This window comes from Cryobacterium roopkundense, assembly GCF_014200405.1.
Taxonomy (GTDB): Bacteria; Actinomycetota; Actinomycetes; order Actinomycetales; family Microbacteriaceae; genus Cryobacterium; species Cryobacterium roopkundense.
The window spans coordinates 3,843,893-3,860,975 of the sequence record NZ_JACHBQ010000001.1 but is presented as its reverse complement, the minus strand read 5'-3'; the positions used below and the strand labels follow the sequence as shown (position 1 = coordinate 3,860,975).

Here is a 17,083-nt window from a genome sequence, read left to right as displayed (position 1 = left end):
CCGGGCACCGCGAGCCGGGCGGGGGCGGCGGGTTAGCCAGCGCAGTAGGTGAGGCTGATCTCGGTGTTCTGGGGCACGTCTCCGGGCGCCAGTGACTGGTTCGTCACAGGAGAACCGGGCGCCTGCTCGCAGGTGTAGTCGGGGTCCGGCGTGGCCACGAGGCGCAGTGTCTCGCCGCCGACGAGGTCGGTCGCAGCGCTCAGCGACTGGCCCGTCATGTCGCTCAGGGTCACGAGTCCGCTCGAGACAATGTAGTTCACGGTGACGCCGGCCACCTCGGCGGCCTGGGCCTCCGGGTCCGTGCTCATCACCACATCGGCGGCCACGGTGGGTGAGTTCTCCCGGGTGACCGACCCTGAGACGAGTCCTGCGGCCTCTATGGCAGCCTGGGCATCCGCTATCGACAGGTTGACCACGTCGGGCACAGCGACCGGCACAGCGCCCGTGGAGACGTACACCTTGATGACTTCGGCCGGTTGCACAACTGTTCCCGCCGGGGGCACGGTGCGAATGACCTCGTCCGCCGGCACGGTGGCACTGGTCTCCTCGGCCTTGGTGGCCGCGAGGTCGAGGTCGAGGAGGGTGTTCTGTGCCTGGTCGTAGGTTTGGCCCGTGAGCACCGGAATGCGGCGTGAGTTGTCGGGAATCTCCGTGGACGGTGTGAGCGTGTAGACCCAGAACATCACCGACACCACAATGACGACCACGGCGACGATGCCGGCCCACACCCAGATCACGGGTGGGCGGCGCTGCGTTCGCACCATGGTTTGGTCTTCGCTGAGCTGCTTGATGGCGAGCACCGAGCCGGACTCGAGGGTGGGGGCCGAGCCGAAGAGCCCGCCGCCGGCCTCGTCAGAGGACCGGTCTGTGGGGATGTGACCTTCACCGGCCGTGTCTACGTCGTTACGGAACTCGACTGCACTCTGGTAGCGAGAGAAACGGTCCTTGGCGAGGGCGTGCGCCACGACGTAGTCGAGGGCAGGGGAGACCTTGGGATTGATCGACGACGGCTTGACCGGCGTCTCACTCACGTGCTGGTAGGCCACGGCTACGGGAGTGTCGCCCCGGAAAGGCGGACGCCCGGTGAGCATCTCGAAGAGAACAACGCCGGTGGAGTAGAGGTCGGTGCGGGCGTCGACAGACTCGCCCTTGGCCTGCTCGGGCGAGAAATAGGAGGCCGTGCCGAGGATCGCTGTGGTCTGCGCCACGGTTGTGGACGAATCCGAGATGGCGCGGGCGATACCGAAATCCATCACCTTGACCTGGCCGGACTTGGTGATCATGATGTTGCCGGGCTTGATGTCGCGGTGCACGACACCGGCTCGGTGCGAGTACTCGAGGGCCGTCAAAACACCCGTGATGATGCGCACGGACTCGACCGAGTCGATCGGCCCCTCACGGATGATGTCCTTGAGCAGACGGCCGTCAACGTGTTCCATCACGATGAACGGCACCTGCGACACGGTTCCGTTGTCGTCCGTGACGGTTTCTTCGCCGGCGTCGAACACCCGCACGATTGTCGGGTGGGCCATGCGGGCCGCGGCCTGCGCCTCCTGGCGAAAGCGGGTGCGGAAGGCCGGATCCGCCGCGAGCGAGGACTTCAGCAGCTTGATGGCCACAGTGCGCCCGAGGCGCGAATCGGTGCCGATGTGTACGTCGGACATACCGCCGCGGCCAATGAGAGCACCGACGCGATAGCGACCAGCTAGCAAACGACCGTCATCACTCAAAACAGAACTCCCCGGGGCTCGTGGACACAACGGTCATTATTTTACCGGGTCCGAAGCTGTGTGCTCGCTAGTTGGTGGCCCCGGTCACCAGAACCTTCGCGGACTGGGGGGAAGACGCGGACTGAACCTGACCACAGAAATAGCTGTAGGACACGTAGAAGTTCTCGGTTCCCGCAACGAACGTCGCAGTCGTTTCCTCCGACGGATTGGCGCTCGAGACAGTCGCCCCGTTGGTGGCTTCAACCTCATAGCCAGCGAGCGTCTGCCCGCTGGGGCAGGACTGAGCAGGCCAGCTGAACGTCACTGTGCCGGCCGGGGCCACGGCTGTCCCCGCCGCAGGTGTTCCCTGCGTCGGAGCGGTGGACGGCGTGGCTGGTGCTGCGGCGGCCGAGTAAACCTTCACGTCGATCGTCTCACCCTTGCGCACGGGTCCGGTGGGGTTGACCGAGTACACGGTTCCCACAACCTGCTCGGCCGACGTCGACGCGTTGCCGTCTTCCACGTTGGCGACGAAGCCCATGCCATCTAGTTTGGTCCTGGCCTCTTCGCTCGTGAGGCCGACAAAGTCGGCGAGGTTGACCTGCATGGTGTTGCTGGTCGGGGTGGGCGTCGGGGTGGGTTCCGGCGTGGGTGTTCGCGACGGTGTCGCCGACGGCGAGGGTGAACTTGATGTCTCCGTCGGTGCCGGTGTGTCGTTGTTCTGGGAGACCAAGGCGAAGATGGCGCCGGCGAGCACAAGCGCGAGCACGATGATGAGCGTGATCAGCGACCACGACCAGGGGCCCTTCTTCTTCGTTTTCGCATCGGCCGCGACGGCGTCAGATCGGGTGCCTGCGGCAGACGCGGGCATCATGGTCGTGGCCTGGTCGTTGCCGCCGGGCATCAGCATGGTCGCCGCGGTGAGCGACTCCCCGCCGAGAACACCGGGAACGGCCACGGCGGCGGCGGCGACATCTCCACGACGCAGAGCGGATGCGGCGCGCGCGAGGTGTGCAGCGGATGCCGGACGCTCGGCTGGGTTCTTCGCGAGGCACGCAAAGACCAGGTTGCGTACGGGCTCGGAGACCGTTGCCGGAAGTTCCGGCGCTGTCTCGTTGATCTGGGCCATCGCAATGGCCACCTGGGACTCGCCCGTGAACGGCCGGCGGCCGGCGAGCGACTCGTAGGCGACGATTCCGATGGAGTAGATGTCGGTCGTGGGGGAGGCGGGGTGACCGCTCGCCTGTTCGGGCGAAAGATACTGCACGGTGCCCATCACCTGCCCGGTTGCCGTAAGCGGCACCTGGTCGGCGATGCGGGCGATACCGAAGTCGGTGATCTTGACCCGGCCCTCTGGCGTGATCAGCAGGTTGCCCGGCTTGATATCACGGTGAACGAGACCGGCCGCGTGGGCAGCGTGCAGTGCCAGGGAGGTCTGGGCCACGATGTCGAGCACCTTGTCGGTGGGCAGCACATGCTCACGCTCGAGGATGGTGGACAGAGCCTCACCGGGAACAAGTTCCATCACGAGGAAGGCGCTGCCGTCTTCCTCGCCGTAGTCGAAGACGTTGGCGATTCCCTCATGATTCACGAGGGCGGCGTGCCGCGCCTCGGCGCGGAAACGCTCAAGGAAACCCGGGTCGCCGAGATACTCGTCTTTCAAGATCTTGATGGCGACGGTCCGGCCGATCACGAGGTCGGTCGACTTCCATACCTCGCCCATACCGCCGATGGCGATGCGCGACTGCAGCTCGTAACGACCGCCGAAGGTGAGCCCTGATGTGGGTCTCATTTGTTAAGCACCGCCTCTAGTACCTGTTGTGCGACCGGTGCGGCAAGAAGATTGCCGAACCCCGTTTGACCCATTCCGCCACCGTCTTCAACCAGCACGGTGATGGCGTATTGCGGGTCATCTGCCGGAGCGAATCCGGTAAACCACAGTGTGTACGGCTCCGTAGATCCGTTCTCCGCAGTACCGGTTTTCCCCGCCACTTTGACCCCGTCTATTCTTGCATTGCTTGCGGCACCGTCCTGGACGCCGTTCACCATCATGGTGCTGAGTGTGGCGGCTGTTTCGACGCTCATCACCCGTCGCAGGACCTCGGGTTCGAAGGTCTGGAGGGGGCTCAGGTCGGGGGCCAAGATCTCGTCCACCAGATTGGGTTTCATGGCGACTCCTTCGTTGGCGATTGCGGCCGAAACAACGGCCATCTGCAGGGGCGTCGCCCGAACATCCGTCTGGCCGAAGGCCGAGAGCGCGGTCTGGGCGTCATCGAGCACTGCCGGGTACTTGCTTTGGGTCACGTCGAGGGGAATGGAGGAGGATTCGTTGAAGCCGAACTTCTCTGCCTGGGCGCGAATGGCATCGTCGCCGAGTTGGAGGCCCAGTTCCGCCATCGGGATGTTGCAGGAAAGGCGCAGCGCGGTCGCGATCGTGACGGTGTCGCCGCCGCCGCACGTGCCGCCGCCGGAGTTGGTGACCAGGGAGCTGGAACCGGGCAGCTGAAAACTGGTCGGATTGGGAAATTCGCTGTCCGGTGTGAACTTGCCCGACTCGAGCGCGGCTGCCACGACCACGATTTTAAAGACGGAGCCGGGGGGATTCAGGCTGTTGACGGCGCGGTTGATCAGCGGGTCGCCCGCGTCGGCAAGCAGGGCCTGGTAGCTGTTGGTCACGTCGGTGTTGTTGTGCACGGTCAGTAGGTTGGGATCAAAACTGGGCTTGGAAACCATGGCGAGCACGCGACCAGTCTTGGGTTCGAGAACAACGACGGAGCCGGTCTTGTCGCCGAGGGCGTCCCATGCTGCCTGCTGGGCGACGGGGTCGATGGTGGTTTCCACGGCGGCGCCCTTGGGATCGACGCCGGTGACGATGGCGCTGATTTTGTCGAAGAACTGGGCATTCGAGGTGCCGGTGAGTTCACCGTTCAGGGCATGTTCGAGCCCCGTCGGCGCGCCGTTAATGGGAATGAACCCGGTGATCGGTGCGTACAAAGGACCATTGCTGTAGGTGCGGAGAAACTTGTAGTCGTCGTCGGCCGGCATTGACTGAGCGATCGGGTCGCCATTCACCAGGATTGCGCCACGCTCCACGGAGTAGCTGTCGAGGAGAGTACGGGTATTGCGGGCATCCGCTGACAAATTGTCGGACTGGAAGGCCTGCACGATCGACGTGGAAGAGAGGAGGGCGACGAACATGAGCATCACAACGACGCTCACTCGCTTGAGTTCGCGATTCATTAGATCACCAGCCTGGGTTGATTACGGACAGTGTCGGAGAGGCGCAGCAGGAGAGCCGCGATGATCCAGTTGGCCACGAGCGAGGAGCCGCCGGCGGCAAGGAACGGAGTGGTGAGGCCGGTCAGCGGGATGACTCGGGTGACACCGCCGATCACGATGAAGCACTGCAGGGCTACGACGAAGGACAGGCCGACGGCAAGCAGCTTGCCGAAGTCGTCCTGGCCCGCAAAGCCGATGCGGAAGCCGCGAGCCACGAACAGCAGGTAGAGGGCGAGGATGGCGAAGACACCGGCGAGGCCGAGCTCTTCGCCGAGGCTCGCGATTATGTAGTCACTCTGGGGAACCGGGGTGAGGTCAGGCCGACCCTGACCGAGGCCGGTTCCGAGCAGTCCGCCCTTGGCCAGCCCGAAGAGGCCCTGCACGAGCTGGAAGCTCCCGCCCTGCGCGTTATAGACATCCGGGTTCATGGCGTCGAGCCAGTTGGTGAAGCGACCATTCACGTAGGTGAGTGTCTGGCTCGCGAGGATGGCCCCGCCAAGGAAGAGGGCCATGCCGAGGACTACCCAGCTGAGGCGACCGGTGGCGAGATAGAGCATCACGAGGAACAGGCCGAAGTAGAGCAGAGCGGTGCCGAGGTCGCGCTGGAAGATGATGACCGACATGGAGAGGGCCCAGACCACCAGGATGGGGCCGAGGTCGCGCAACCGGGGAAAATGCATACCCATGAACCGCTTGCCGACCATGGAGAGGCTATCGCGATTACGCACGAGGTAGCCGGCGAAGAAGATGGCGAGAGCGATCTTGGCGATTTCACCAGGCTGGAATGTGGCGAACTCTCCGATGCCGATCCAGACTCTGGCTCCGCTGACTTCGCGGCCGAGACCAGGTGCGAGGGGGAGCAGAAGCAGGATAACGGCCACGAAACCGGCTATATACGTGTAGCGGAATAGAATTCGGTGATTGCGGATCACGAGGATGACGACGATTGCGCAGGCGATGGCCAGGGCGCTCCACGCGGTCTGCCGCACGGCCGCGCTGCTCCAGCCCGCGGCGCCGTCGGCGATGTCGATGCGGTAGATCATGGCGATGCCGAGCCCGTTGAGCAGGGTCGCGATGGGCAGGATGAACGGATCCGCGTCGCGGGCGACGAAGCGCATCACCACGTGCAGGGTGAGAACAAGGATGGAGAGGCTGGCACCGAGCAGCACGAGCGTGGTGTCGATCTGTCCGAGCGCGCCGAGCTGCACGAGAACGACGGCGCCCGCGTTGATGGAGCAGGCGATGAGAACCAGGAACAGCTCGAGGTTGCGCATCTTCTGGGGCAGGTGCAAGCGGCGCACCTTATCGGGCTTCGACCCTGGGCGCGCGGTTGGTGCCTGGACCCGGCTACTGGCTGGCATTGTGTAACCGTTCGATAATGAGTTGTGCCTCCGCGAGGGATGCGGCGCTGATGGTCTTTTCTACTTGCTGGCGATCGTAGACGCGCAGGCTGGACAGCTCCAGATTGGTATCCTCGTAAACACTCGACAGCTGGATCGGGCCGATGTCCTGCTGCACGCCTTGGTAGATCGCCACGGTACTGCCTTCGACGCCCACGAAATAGCGCGTCTGCGTCCACCGGTAGCCCAGGAATGTGGCACTCGCGATGGCGAGCACGAGCAGTATCACGGCCACGAGCCAGGTGATCTTGCGGCGCCGGGCGCGCCGGGCGTCTTCCTCAATGAGCTCCGACAGGTAATCCTGCGAGTCAGGTTCGAAGTGGGTTTCACGCACGGGGTGCAGCCGCAGCGCGGGGATGCGCAGTGGACGATTGCGCACGGGTTCTTCACCGAACGCGAGCGGAGCTGCCGCGGAACCGACCACGGTGGGGGTGTCGTCGCGCTCGGCGGCGTCACCGACGTCGACGATCACGACGGTGACGTTGTCGGGTGCTCCTCCGTCGAGGCTTTCCTTCACCAGCCGGTCCGCGACATCCTGGGCGGTCAGACCGCTCGACAGGGCGTTGGCCATGGCCGAGTGCGACACGACTCCGGTGAGGCCGTCGGAGCAGATCAGCCAGCGGTCTCCGGGCAGGGTCGCGAGGATCGACGTGTCGATCTCGGGGGAGGAGTCCACGTCACCCAGCACGCGCATGAGCACGGAGCGGCGCGGATGCACCATGGCTTCCTGCTCGGTAATGCGCCCGCTGTCGACGAGGCGCTGCACGAAGGTGTGGTCGATGGTGATCTGGGAGAGCTCGTCGTCACGAAGCAGGTAGATGCGTGAATCGCCGATGTGCGCGATCGCGACCTCGTTGTCGAGAACAACCAGCGCGCTGACGGTCGTGCCCATGCCGGTGAGTTCTGCGTGCTCAAAGACCGTCTCGGCAAGCTGAGCATTGGCGCCGATGAGGGCGGCCTGGAGGGCGAATTCCGCGTCGGCCGCGGAGGAATACTCGGTGTCCGCTTCGATGATGCGTTTGACCGCGATGGAGGAGGCCACATCTCCGCCGGCGTGGCCTCCCATACCGTCGGCGACAACAAACAGGTTGTGTCCGGAATACCCGGAGTCCTGGTTGTTGGTGCGAACCTTGCCCACATGGGACGCGGCTGCGCTGTGAATCACTGTGGCCATTGAAGCTACCGCCGAAGCTCGAAGCTGGTCGCGCCGATTTTCACGGTGGTGCCGAGCGGCACGGGGGTGGGCACAGCAACGCGCTTGCCGGCCAGGAACGTGCCGTTGGTCGAATCGAGGTCCTGGATCATCCACTCGTCGTTCCACAGCATGAGGCGCGCATGATGCGTGGATGTGTAGTCGTCGCGGATAACCAGGCTCGAGTCGCCGGAGCGGCCGATGGTGACCGGGTCGGTTCCGAGCGGAAACTCGGTGCCGGCCTTGGGGCCAGACGTGATGACTAGCCGACCGGTGTTGTGCGCGGTGGCTGTGCCGCCGGCCGCGGGGGCAGTCGGCGCCTTCGCCTTGGTGAACTGCTCCGTGGGCGCACTCGCGGCGGCTGCCGCCGGGGCGGACATGGCCGCAACCGGCACCTGGAACGCCGGCGGCGTGGTCGGGGCGGCCGCGGCATCCGCTGACAGCTTGCGCACACGCTGGCCGAACAGGTCGCTGCGCAGGGCGTAGACGATGCCGAAGATGAACATCCAGAGCAGGAGCAGAAAGCCGATGCGGAGAACGAGAAGGGTCAGTTCACTGACGCTCATTTCGAGGGCCCCCAGAATCCGCCCATGTCGTGGCGTTCGTGTGCGTCTCCGGTGGGTTGTCCCTGCGCCAGCACCCGGAAGACGATGCGGGTGCGGCCGATGGTGACGACCGATTCGGGTTCTAGGATCGCCTGGGAAACAGGCGAACCGTTCAGCTGTGAGCCGTTCGTCGAGCCGAGGTCTTTGACCTGGGCCCGGGCCCCGTCCCAGATGATCTCGACGTGGCGGCGGGAGGTTCCGGAGTCATCGACAGTGATGTCGGCGTCGCTGCCGCGGCCGATCACCGTTCGGGACTTGGTGAGGGGGTAGCGCTTGCCGCTGATGTCGAGCACAGGGGTCCACGAGACGTCGCCCTTGAAGGTGCTCGAGTCGATCTGGCTCATGCCCTCGCTGAGGCTGCGATCTTCGGAAAGGGTGATGGAGACGCCGCCGGTGAACTGGTACCGCTGTTCGGCGGCGTGCTTCTTGACCAGCTGGGTGAGCTCGTCGATGAGCGTTGCACCAAGGCCGGACATGCGCAGGTAGTCGGCGTGAGACATGCGCACGGTGAAGCGATTGGGCGCGAGAATACGATCACGGGCCACGACTGCCGCTTTCGTGTCCAGCTCGCGACGCAGTGCCGAGGTGATCTCGACGGGCTGCAGCCCCGATCTGAAGGTCTTGGCGAAGGCGCCGTTTACGGCACGCTCAAGACCTTTCTCAAAATTATCCAGAATGCCCACAGGTCTCCCGATCCGGTCTGATTGGCTATGAGCATGTTACTTGTCTCGGTTGTTAACCCGCCTGTAGGGCACAGGAGGCACGAAATGTCATCCTACCCGGGCTGATTGGGGGCCGGTTAATTGGGGGGCCGGGGCTCCCGAGCCGTGCGGATCGCGCGAGGGGGCCCTCGAATGGCGCCGGACCCCGTTTCAGTGTTAGCATCGGGGAGTTCGCGCGAGTGGCGGAATTGGTAGACGCGCTGGCTTCAGGTGCCAGTGCCCGTAAGGGTGTGGGGGTTCAAGTCCCCCCTCGCGCACAGTGGGTTTATTGCAGAACAGAACGTAGTTGTTTGCAAAACCTAAGCGAATGCGAAAGGCCCCCGAGAAATCGGGGGCCTTTCGTCTTTCAGACGGACCTTTCCGTCGGTAGAGCTGGGCGGGACTGTTTATGCGCCCGACCGGACCGCTTTCGGCAACGAGAAAGCGCTCCACCCTGCGAAGTATTGTCTTTCTGGCAGGGTGGAGCGCTCGTTGTGGCGGGGATGCTTCTTGTGTGCTGTGCCTGAGTCCTTGCGGCTTTGGCCATGGGTGTTTATCCGGGAGGTGCCGTGGGCTTTTTCGCGGAGCGCTTCCGATGCCGCGCGGGTTTTGGGTTGGCCGCGGCCTTGTCATCCGCCTTGTTCTTGGCGATGAAGCTGTCCCAAGGTGCGATCCGGTTCTTTTTGTTGTGGCGCTTGAGCCTGGTTGCGAGCTTGGTAGCTTTCCGCGTGTCAAGCTCTTCGGGCGTTCCTTGGGTCATGTCGTCACGGAATTTTTGGAGTTTGCGTAGGTTGCCCGTTACGACGAGCATGGCAATCAGTAGGAATTGGGCGGTGGAACCGCGGAGCCGTCGGCGACTCGGAATGTCGATTCCTTCGTGTGCTCCGTCCTTGAGGAAGCCGTTGGTGCCTTCGACAGTGTTGCGGTCGTGTGAGTAGATCGTCTCCCAGTCTGCGGAACCGTACTGGATGTCCTGAGCGAGTTTGGCTCCGGCCTCTATGGGCACCGTCACAGAGCGACTGTTGGTGCAGATTGAGTCTCTCCTGCCTTCGACGGGCGGGTTGAAAATGGTGACTTTGCTATCGTCGACGGCTCCGCAGCTGGTTTCCACGAGAGGGCAGGCGGCGGTAGCTCCAGGGCCGCGGGCCGGGCACATCATGGCAACGCTTCCGCGAGAGTCTGGCTGGGATTTCGGTCGCAACATGTACTTGCGGCGCTCGATGATTCGCAAACGCCACGTCTTCTTGTCTATGGTTCCGGCCCGCATGTCCGTTGTGGCGCTGACGAGCATGGCAGGCATAGATGGGCAGTACAGTGCTCCCTCTACTTGAATCGCCCCGGCGTACCCGTCCTTCTTTCCGAGCTGGTCGTCGCGATAGTCGGTGTATATCTTGTATCCCAGAGCGCGAAGTGGGAGTTGATAGTCATCTTCTTTCGCGCCCGCCGCGTATCCGCGGTCGCCGGTGGCACGGCCCACGGGGTGCCCGCGTTCGGCCACCGACTCAAAGATTCCTCGGGCCGCCTGAATTAGTTCCGTTCCGGGAATGCTAAATGAGATTCCGGCCACAAGAAGGGGGTAGGTGGGTAGTGATTCGGGCTTGTTGTTCGTTTGGACGGCGAGGGTCACGTCCCATCCGAAAACCGTGGTCTTTGCCTTCTTTGGGTCGTTTGGAACGTTGTGCCTACTGTCGCGTCGATACCAGCCAGCGTCGTATTCGACCGCTCCATGCTTGTTTCCCCAAGGAGCGCCTCGTTTGCCGAAGGCGGGCACGACGCTGGCGTCTACACAAAGATCGCCGGCCCACTGCGAGCGAAAGACCTCAGGTACAAGCCGGAGGGTGGCTTCGAGGAGTTGGTTGCAGACCCAGTCCAGGCGGGCCTGCTTAAGCTGCGCCCCGTCTTCCTCGCGCTGACGGATGGTTTCTAATATCTCTTCCGGTGTGGGGAATTTGCGTCGCTGTCCCGGCTTCGGGTCGATTGTTCGCAGCGCACGGTGCAGGGCGTGCCAGAGAGGCCAGAACCAATCCTGAGCTTTTCGAGACTTGCCCTGCTTTGTGAGCCCCCAGAGGCCGAGTTCGCGGAGCGAGGCGTTACTGAGCCGTTCACCCGCGATGATGGCCATCTCACCCACGAAGAGAGCACTGTGTTCAGAGCTGAGGAGCATGAGCAGGATGAGTGCAGTGCGGGTTTGCACGAGCCGGGGGCGTCCGCCGGATCCGGTCTTCTTGCGATCTTCGGTCTGCCAAGCATCAATTTGAACGGCGATTCCGGAACTGTCGATGAGGTTGGCGATGAAGCGAACCTGTTCGTTGCTGATCTGGCTATGATTCCCGACGAAACGGCCTCTGGGGACACTTTGCCACAGGTTCTCGAGCGTTTCAGGCTCCGCTGGGTGCGTGGTGTTCACGAGTGTGCCGCCCGTCTGAACATCGCTGTGTGGGCGGCTGGCGACGGAGCGGTGACGTACGGGATGAGGCGTTCGAAGGTTGAGAATGATTTCACGCCGACCATCTGCATAACGGCTACTGGTGCTGTGCCGGCCTCAAGGTGGCCGAGCATCCAAGTAGAACGCAGACGCTCAACAGTGAACTGCTCGCCGCCATGGGCGACAGTACGGAGGAAATTGGTGACATACATCGGAGGGATCTTGGGTCGCTCCGCTTTGACGAACAGATAGTCGGACACGAGTGGCGAGCTGAGGAGCTCTCGAATGTCAGCTTCCCATGCCTCCAAGCAGACAACTGTGCGCGCTCGATCCCCGCGGATTGCGACTCTTACGGAGTCCCGTGAAATGGAGACGTTTTCGACCTTGAGGCCGACGATCTCCGACGTCGTCAAAGCACATCCCGCAGCCAGCGAAAGGAGAACCGTCCAGTTGTGTCGACGCAGTGCGGTGGACCGGGTGCTTCCTTGGCTTCGGAATCTGACGATTTCCGCAGCGGTATACGGAGCAAATGAGTCTGTGTGTGGCTTCTTCCCGCTATCTCTGCGAAGGGGATCGAAATTGGCTAGTTCTGAGGCGACCCGGAGGAGGAGGGAACGGCGGCAGCGGTTTCCGTATTCCGTAAGCCCGATGCTGCCGTTCGAGATGAATGCCTCGATATGCCGGCCGTTGAAAACGATGTCGCGTTGGAGGGGCTGGCAGGCGACATCAATTGTCCAGATGGCGAGTCGCGCCAGGTGGCCCATGACTTTGCTGGCCTCGCGCCCGTTCAGGGGCGCGAAGTCCGTGACGGCAGATCGCGTGAAGTCCGCGACTGGGTTCCAGAGGCGTTTGGGAAGCATCGGAGCGTAGTTTTGAATAGTAAGGGTGGCAGCAATGCCATTTTGTGTATTACTATAACCAGCATGGTTCCCATTGCCAAGTGCCAGTGGGGTGTTTGTCATGAGAAAAGCACCCTGCGGTCGTCTACGCTCGAAACATGTCCCGGCCCACCCGACTCCACCCCCGCGAACTCGCGGCGGGCTGGCCCGATGTCGTGTCGGTAGATCCGATCGGCGAGGTGGCGCGTCAATTTGCGCTGAACGTGCGCGCCGCCATAGGCGATCGCAGTATTCGTGCGGCCGCTCAAGATGTCGGCGTTGACCACTCGACGATCGTTGCTGTGCTCCAGGGACGCACATGGCCGGACCTCGCGACCATCGCTAGGCTCGAGCTCGGTTTTGGTGTGGACCTGTGGCCAGGTCGAATAGGCAGCGTGAAATGATTTCTGGGTCATATGAGTAAGCCATGCGTCACATCCGATATGCCCAAGGCAACAAATATGCCATGGTTAATGTATTTGCTTTTGGCATACCGACCCCGTTGACTCAAGTAGGGTCGAACCGTGTCCAGTCCGCGTTTTCAGCCAAGCTCCTATCTGTCTGACCCCGCTGCCTTTGGCAGGGCGGTCGTGGTTGACTGGCGCTCTGTGCCTGAGGGGCCGTCCACTGGGTGGCTTGATCAATTTGGCGTGTCCCAGCGTCAGCACGCATTGGCTTACGTCATTCGGGGTGAGGCGATGCGCCGATACGGTTCGGTGAAGGCCTATGCTGACGCGTTCGGCCTGAGCTACCAGAGGCTAAGCGCCGTGCTTCGGGGCGACCAGATCATTCGCCTCGAAGACATCGTGAGTGCGGAGCGAAACTTGAATGCAGCCCCGGCGATCCTTCTCGCTCTTTCTGTTCACACCCAGCCCTCGAGATCCTCACCTGAGTAGGCGGCCTGCCCCTGCACTGTGTTTCTTGAGGCTTTCTTGTGGGTGCATGAGCCAGATGCGCGCCGACTCTGGTTCGACGTCGTTCATGAATTGAACATAGCGAGTCAGTGCTTCGAGTGATTCAAGGCCTGCGGCACGCATGAGTATGCCGACCGGCGTGCCGGCGTCCAGGTGGTGCACGATCCATGTCGCGCGGAGACGTTGGGTTTGCGGACGTACTCCGAGGACGGTGCTGCGGTCGACGAAATTGGAAATCAGGTTGGGGTAGAAGCACGTATGCCTCTCTCTGAATGCATAAGAGCATGGCTCGAGTGAGCGGGCAGTCATGGCCAAGGGTTCCACCCACGCTTCCAGTACGGGAACGTGCCGTGACCGATCACCGGTCACTGTGAGAACGACACCAACCTTGTCCACGATGATGTCACGAACTCGAAGTTCACCAATCTCCGACGCCGAGAGCCCTGCGCCGGCGCCCGCCGCGAGCAATACCTCAGCATTTCTCCGCCGTGCCTGGGTGGACTGCGTGGACGCCCAGCTCCGGAGAGACGTCAACTCTGTCGCCGAGTAGGGGATTGATGGATCTGAGGGCGGTAAGGGGCTCAGTCGTCGCTGCACCGATTTCGCCTCAAGGAGCGCTTCCGACATTCTCAAGAGCTGGGACCGTAGGTTTCCGCGGGTTGCGGGCTTTACATTGGGGCAACCCACGGTCACGAATCTCGCAATCACGTCCCGATTGAAGACGGCAGGGCGCTCAAGTGGCAATCCTGCGGTTTGCCAAGTCCAAGCGACCAAGTGCGATGCCGCGTTGTTCAGATCGGCTTCGTCATAGGGTGTTCGCCTGACCGAGTCAGCCACAGCCGCGTAGACAAATTCTCGAACTTCTGCCCAAATCGTCGAGTCGAGCACTGGCTCGTATTCACTCATTGTCGGGAGACCTCCCGGGAAATCAGGATGTGTATTAGTATAACCACAAAGCGAGGCTTCCGAGAGAATTGGCGCATAAAATGCACTCCTTGAACAGTGAGAACACCGGGCGATATCTCGTGACGACCGGCTCAGGATCCGTGTATCTCATCGACCTGGACCGATCAGTGATGAGCAGGGTGCCTGCGATGGATATGACTGCGGACAGGTCCCTGCGCCGCGACGGCCAGCCCGTCGACATAATCTCTCTCGTTCAGTGCTCGGTTGGGCGGCCCATGAACCTGATCATCGACCTGCACGTGCCTGGCGTGATGCGGACAACCCGACGCACCACAGAGGTGAGGGCAATTGAACCGTTTCCGGGCGCTGAGAGCCCGACTACTGAGGACGTGTGATGCCCAGCAAGGCCGACAAAGACCGCGCCGGGATGCAATCTGAATATTGGCTTCCGAGGGAGCCGGGGGTGGTGCCCGTGAAGGCCGCTGTACCAAACCATGAATCGTGTCGTTCAGAGCCACAGTTGGTGTTGTTGAGAGCCACCTGAAAAGCTCCTTCCATCACGTGAGGGCCACGTGATGGAAGGAGTACCGGTAATGGTACGGAAGATCAAGGCGAAACTCGTCTTGCAGTTACGAAACCAAGGCTTGTCGGGCAGAGCGATCGCGTCGGCGCAGGGCATCGCCCGCAATAGCGTCCAGACCGTGCTCGAGACGGCGGACAGGCTCGGCCTCGGCTGGGACGACGTCGAGGAGATGCCGGAGGCCGAGGTCTATACGGCGTTGTTTCCCGGCCGTGGAGTGCACGAGTCCGTGTTCGCGCAGCCGGATTGGGGTCGTGTGCACACCGAACTAGCCCGGGTCGGGGTGACGTTGAAGCTGCTGCACCAAGAGTACGTCGACACATCGGGTCAGGCGCAGGCGGTGATGAGCTATGACCGGTTCTGTCGGCTCTATGGCGACTTCGCTGCCGTCTCGGGCGCGACGTCGCGCGTGGGTCACAAGGCCGGCCGCAGCATCGAGGTTGACTGGTCTGGGCCCACGATGCAGCTGCTGGACCCGACGACGGGCGAGATCTCAAAGGTGTATTTGTTCGTCGCGTGCCTGCCGTTCAGCCGATACGCCTTCGTGGAGGCCACGTTGGATATGCGGCAGGAGTCGTGGCTGCGCGCCCACGTGGCGATGTTTTCCTTCTTCGGCGGCAGCGTCCCGCGCCTGGTCCCCGACAACCTGAAGACTGGGGTGATCTCTCACCCTCGAGAGGGAGAGGTCGTTCTCAACGACGCCTACCGTGAGATGGCTGCGCACTACTCTGCCGCGGTGCTGCCGGGCCGCGTCCGGGCACCTAAGGACAAGGCGAGCGTTGAGAACACAGTTTCGCATGTCGCGACCTGGGTCATCGCTAGCCTCAGGCAGGAGCAGTTCACATCCCTGCCCGAGCTGCGGGTCCGGATCTACGAGCAAATCGATGCTTACAACCGCCAGCCGTTCCAGAAACGGGACGGGTCCCGGTTGAGTGTCTTCACCGCCGAGGAGAAGCCGTTGATGCAACCGTTACCGGCGGCCCCGTTCGAGATCAGCACGTGGACCTACAAGCGCAAAGTGAACAAGAACGCTCACGTGGTCTGGGCGAGGAACTTCTACTCCGTTCCGTTCCGCCACATCGGCGCTCAGGTCGACCTTCGCGTCACGGACACGATGCTGGAGGTCTATCGCAACGACGAACGCTTGACCAGTCACCTGCTGCTGCCAGCAAGCACGACGAACCAGCATCAGACAAACGACGCGGACCTGCCCGAGGGCCGCAGCTTTCAGGCCTGGGATCGGACCCGGATCGACGAGTGGGCGGCCCGGATGGGACCTGCCACGGTCACAGTGATCGGGAAGATCTTTGAAGCTGCGTCGATCGAGGAGGCCGGTTACGACCCGGCGTTGGCAGTGTTGCGGCTGTCACGCCGGTTCTCGCCGACTCGGGTCGAGGCCGCCTGCGCACTGGCCTTGCGAGGTCCGATCCGCTCGCCGAGGTATGCGCACCTTCGGCCGATCCTCGACACCGGACAAGACAAAACTGGCCACGTCCCTGACAAGCCGGAACCCGATGACGGTGGCTACGTCCGCGGCAGCGCCTACTACGCCGGAGGCACCCGATGAGTCCGCTGGACACAGAGACCAAGCGCAAGCTGCGGGAGATGAATGCTGGCGAGTTGCTCGCGGCGATCGACACCCAAGACGAGACGCTGAGCATCAGTTTGTCGTTTGAAGAGCGGGTCCGGTTGGTCGTCGATGACGCCTACTCCGCCTTCACGCACTCGAAGGTCGCCGGGCTGATCCGGCGGGCGGGGTTGCGTTATCCCAACGCGGATCTCCGCCGCATCGACCTGCTCGACGAGCGGGGCTTGAACCGGCAGCTGCTGGCCCAGCTCGGGACGTGTTCGTTCGTTGCCCGGCAGCAGAACGTTGTGTTTCAGGGGTTCACCGGATCGGGGAAGTCGTATTTGGGCTGCGCGATCGCCAAACGCGCTTGCGAGCATCGCATCCGCGCTCATTACGTCCGCATGCCCGACCTCGAGGAAGCCTGGGTGGCCGCCCAAGACACCACCGGCGGCAGCGGGAAGTTCTTGCGCAAATATGCTTCCTTCACCCTGCTCGTCATTGATGAATGGTTGCTTGACCGCCCGACGGAATCGATGCGCGGCATGCTGCTTGAGCTGATGGAACGTCGCTATGGCGAGAGCTCGACGGTGTTCTGCACCCAGTATCAGCAGAAGGACTGGCACCAGCGACTCGGCTCCGGGGTTCACGCCGACGCGATCATGGACCGCATCATCCACAACACTGTCTGGGTCGAGACCGGCACCTACAACATGAGAGAGCAAGCGGCCCTCACCAGCGCCTAACGAACCGGCGAAGAGAGCCAGTGGCTCCCAGCCGGACCACCACTGGCTCTCTTCCGCACGAACGGTGGCTCTGAACCGCACGATCGGGTGGCTCTCAAGGCATCAAATACTCAGCAATCCAGGGGTGAGGCGAATAGGATTATAGTTCGCCGTCCACGCCTCGATAGAGATGGGCTTTTCC

13 protein-coding genes and 1 tRNA gene are annotated in these 17,083 nt (G+C 62.6%); 4 read left to right on the top strand and 10 right to left on the bottom strand.

Annotation, left to right across the window (positions count from 1 at the left end; genetic code table 11):
* Window positions 1-32: 32 nt before the first annotated feature.
* The 7 genes from pknB to BJ997_RS17860 form a co-directional block, all read right to left on the bottom strand.
* A complete protein-coding gene (pknB, locus tag BJ997_RS17890) occupies window positions 33-1,730 on the bottom strand; it encodes a Stk1 family PASTA domain-containing Ser/Thr kinase (protein WP_084141037.1) in 1,698 nt (565 codons plus the stop codon).
* Between the two features lie 67 nt (window positions 1,731-1,797).
* Window positions 1,798-3,501 (bottom strand): protein kinase domain-containing protein, encoded by a 1,704-nt coding sequence (locus tag BJ997_RS17885; RefSeq protein WP_035835202.1) that lies wholly within the window; start codon window positions 3,499-3,501, stop codon window positions 1,798-1,800.
* Window positions 3,498-4,949 (bottom strand): peptidoglycan D,D-transpeptidase FtsI family protein, encoded by a 1,452-nt coding sequence (locus BJ997_RS17880; protein ID WP_035835201.1) that lies wholly within the window; start codon window positions 4,947-4,949, stop codon window positions 3,498-3,500. Before BJ997_RS17880 ends, BJ997_RS17885 begins: the two co-directional genes overlap by 4 nt.
* Window positions 4,949-6,349 carry an FtsW/RodA/SpoVE family cell cycle protein gene (locus BJ997_RS17875; protein ID WP_035835200.1) on the bottom strand — a complete coding sequence of 467 codons (1,401 nt, stop codon included), beginning with the start codon at window positions 6,347-6,349 and terminating at the stop codon, window positions 4,949-4,951. Before BJ997_RS17875 ends, BJ997_RS17880 begins: the two co-directional genes overlap by 1 nt.
* The gene (locus tag BJ997_RS17870; RefSeq protein ID WP_035835198.1) at window positions 6,336-7,562 is read right to left on the bottom strand and encodes a PP2C family protein-serine/threonine phosphatase; all 1,227 of its coding nucleotides are present in this window, start codon (window positions 7,560-7,562) and stop codon (window positions 6,336-6,338) included. The genes BJ997_RS17875 and BJ997_RS17870 overlap by 14 nt, the downstream gene beginning before the upstream one ends.
* Before the next feature lie 5 nt (window positions 7,563-7,567).
* A complete protein-coding gene (locus BJ997_RS17865; protein ID WP_035835197.1) occupies window positions 7,568-8,146 on the bottom strand; it encodes an FHA domain-containing protein FhaB/FipA in 579 nt (192 codons plus the stop codon).
* The gene (locus tag BJ997_RS17860) at window positions 8,143-8,868 is read right to left on the bottom strand and encodes an FhaA domain-containing protein (protein WP_035835196.1); all 726 of its coding nucleotides are present in this window, start codon (window positions 8,866-8,868) and stop codon (window positions 8,143-8,145) included. The genes BJ997_RS17865 and BJ997_RS17860 overlap by 4 nt, the downstream gene beginning before the upstream one ends.
* Before the next feature lie 212 nt (window positions 8,869-9,080).
* Between BJ997_RS17860 and BJ997_RS17855 the strand changes: the two genes are divergently transcribed.
* A tRNA-Leu gene (locus tag BJ997_RS17855) sits at window positions 9,081-9,164 on the top strand.
* A gap of 275 nt (window positions 9,165-9,439) precedes the next feature.
* On the opposite strand, the gene BJ997_RS17850 is transcribed toward BJ997_RS17855, so the two are convergent.
* Both BJ997_RS17850 and BJ997_RS17845 read right to left on the bottom strand, forming a co-directional pair.
* A complete protein-coding gene (locus BJ997_RS17850; protein WP_035835195.1) occupies window positions 9,440-11,293 on the bottom strand; it encodes a hypothetical protein in 1,854 nt (617 codons plus the stop codon).
* A complete protein-coding gene (locus tag BJ997_RS17845; RefSeq protein WP_160175835.1) occupies window positions 11,290-12,273 on the bottom strand; it encodes a tyrosine-type recombinase/integrase in 984 nt (327 codons plus the stop codon). The genes BJ997_RS17850 and BJ997_RS17845 overlap by 4 nt, the downstream gene beginning before the upstream one ends.
* 35 nt (window positions 12,274-12,308) lie before the next feature.
* On the opposite strand from BJ997_RS17845, the gene BJ997_RS17840 reads away from it, so the two are divergent.
* Window positions 12,309-12,593, top strand: coding sequence for a helix-turn-helix domain-containing protein (locus tag BJ997_RS17840; protein ID WP_052541938.1), 285 nt, complete (start codon window positions 12,309-12,311; stop codon window positions 12,591-12,593).
* Window positions 12,594-13,073: 480 nt separating this feature from the next.
* Here the strand turns inward: BJ997_RS17840 and BJ997_RS21230 are convergent, their stop codons facing one another.
* Window positions 13,074-13,571, bottom strand: coding sequence for a site-specific integrase (locus BJ997_RS21230; protein ID WP_035835191.1), 498 nt, complete (start codon window positions 13,569-13,571; stop codon window positions 13,074-13,076).
* A gap of 1,031 nt (window positions 13,572-14,602) precedes the next feature.
* On the opposite strand from BJ997_RS21230, the gene istA reads away from it, so the two are divergent.
* Complete coding sequence (istA, locus tag BJ997_RS17830) at window positions 14,603-16,156, top strand: IS21 family transposase (protein WP_183323570.1); 1,554 nt, start codon at window positions 14,603-14,605, stop codon at window positions 16,154-16,156.
* A complete protein-coding gene (locus BJ997_RS17825; RefSeq protein ID WP_035840942.1) occupies window positions 16,153-16,902 on the top strand; it encodes an ATP-binding protein in 750 nt (249 codons plus the stop codon). Before istA ends, BJ997_RS17825 begins: the two co-directional genes overlap by 4 nt.
* Window positions 16,903-17,083 lie beyond the last annotated feature (181 nt).

Excerpts from the sequence above, each read along its gene's own strand:
- BJ997_RS17825 (WP_035840942.1), top strand. The coding sequence starts at position 16,153 with ATGAGTCCGCTGGACACAGAGACCAAGCGCAAGCTGCGGGAGATGAAT.
- istA (WP_183323570.1), top strand. The coding sequence starts at position 14,603 with ATGGTACGGAAGATCAAGGCGAAACTCGTCTTGCAGTTACGAAACCAA.
- BJ997_RS17875 (WP_035835200.1), bottom strand. The coding sequence starts at position 6,349 with ATGCCAGCCAGTAGCCGGGTCCAGGCACCAACCGCGCGCCCAGGGTCG.
- BJ997_RS17885 (WP_035835202.1), bottom strand. The coding sequence starts at position 3,501 with ATGAGACCCACATCAGGGCTCACCTTCGGCGGTCGTTACGAGCTGCAG.
- BJ997_RS17840 (WP_052541938.1), top strand. The coding sequence starts at position 12,309 with ATGTCCCGGCCCACCCGACTCCACCCCCGCGAACTCGCGGCGGGCTGG.
- BJ997_RS17880 (WP_035835201.1), bottom strand. The coding sequence starts at position 4,949 with ATGAATCGCGAACTCAAGCGAGTGAGCGTCGTTGTGATGCTCATGTTC.
- BJ997_RS17865 (WP_035835197.1), bottom strand. The coding sequence starts at position 8,146 with ATGAGCGTCAGTGAACTGACCCTTCTCGTTCTCCGCATCGGCTTTCTG.
- BJ997_RS17845 (WP_160175835.1), bottom strand. The coding sequence starts at position 12,273 with ATGACAAACACCCCACTGGCACTTGGCAATGGGAACCATGCTGGTTAT.
- BJ997_RS17870 (WP_035835198.1), bottom strand. The coding sequence starts at position 7,562 with ATGGCCACAGTGATTCACAGCGCAGCCGCGTCCCATGTGGGCAAGGTT.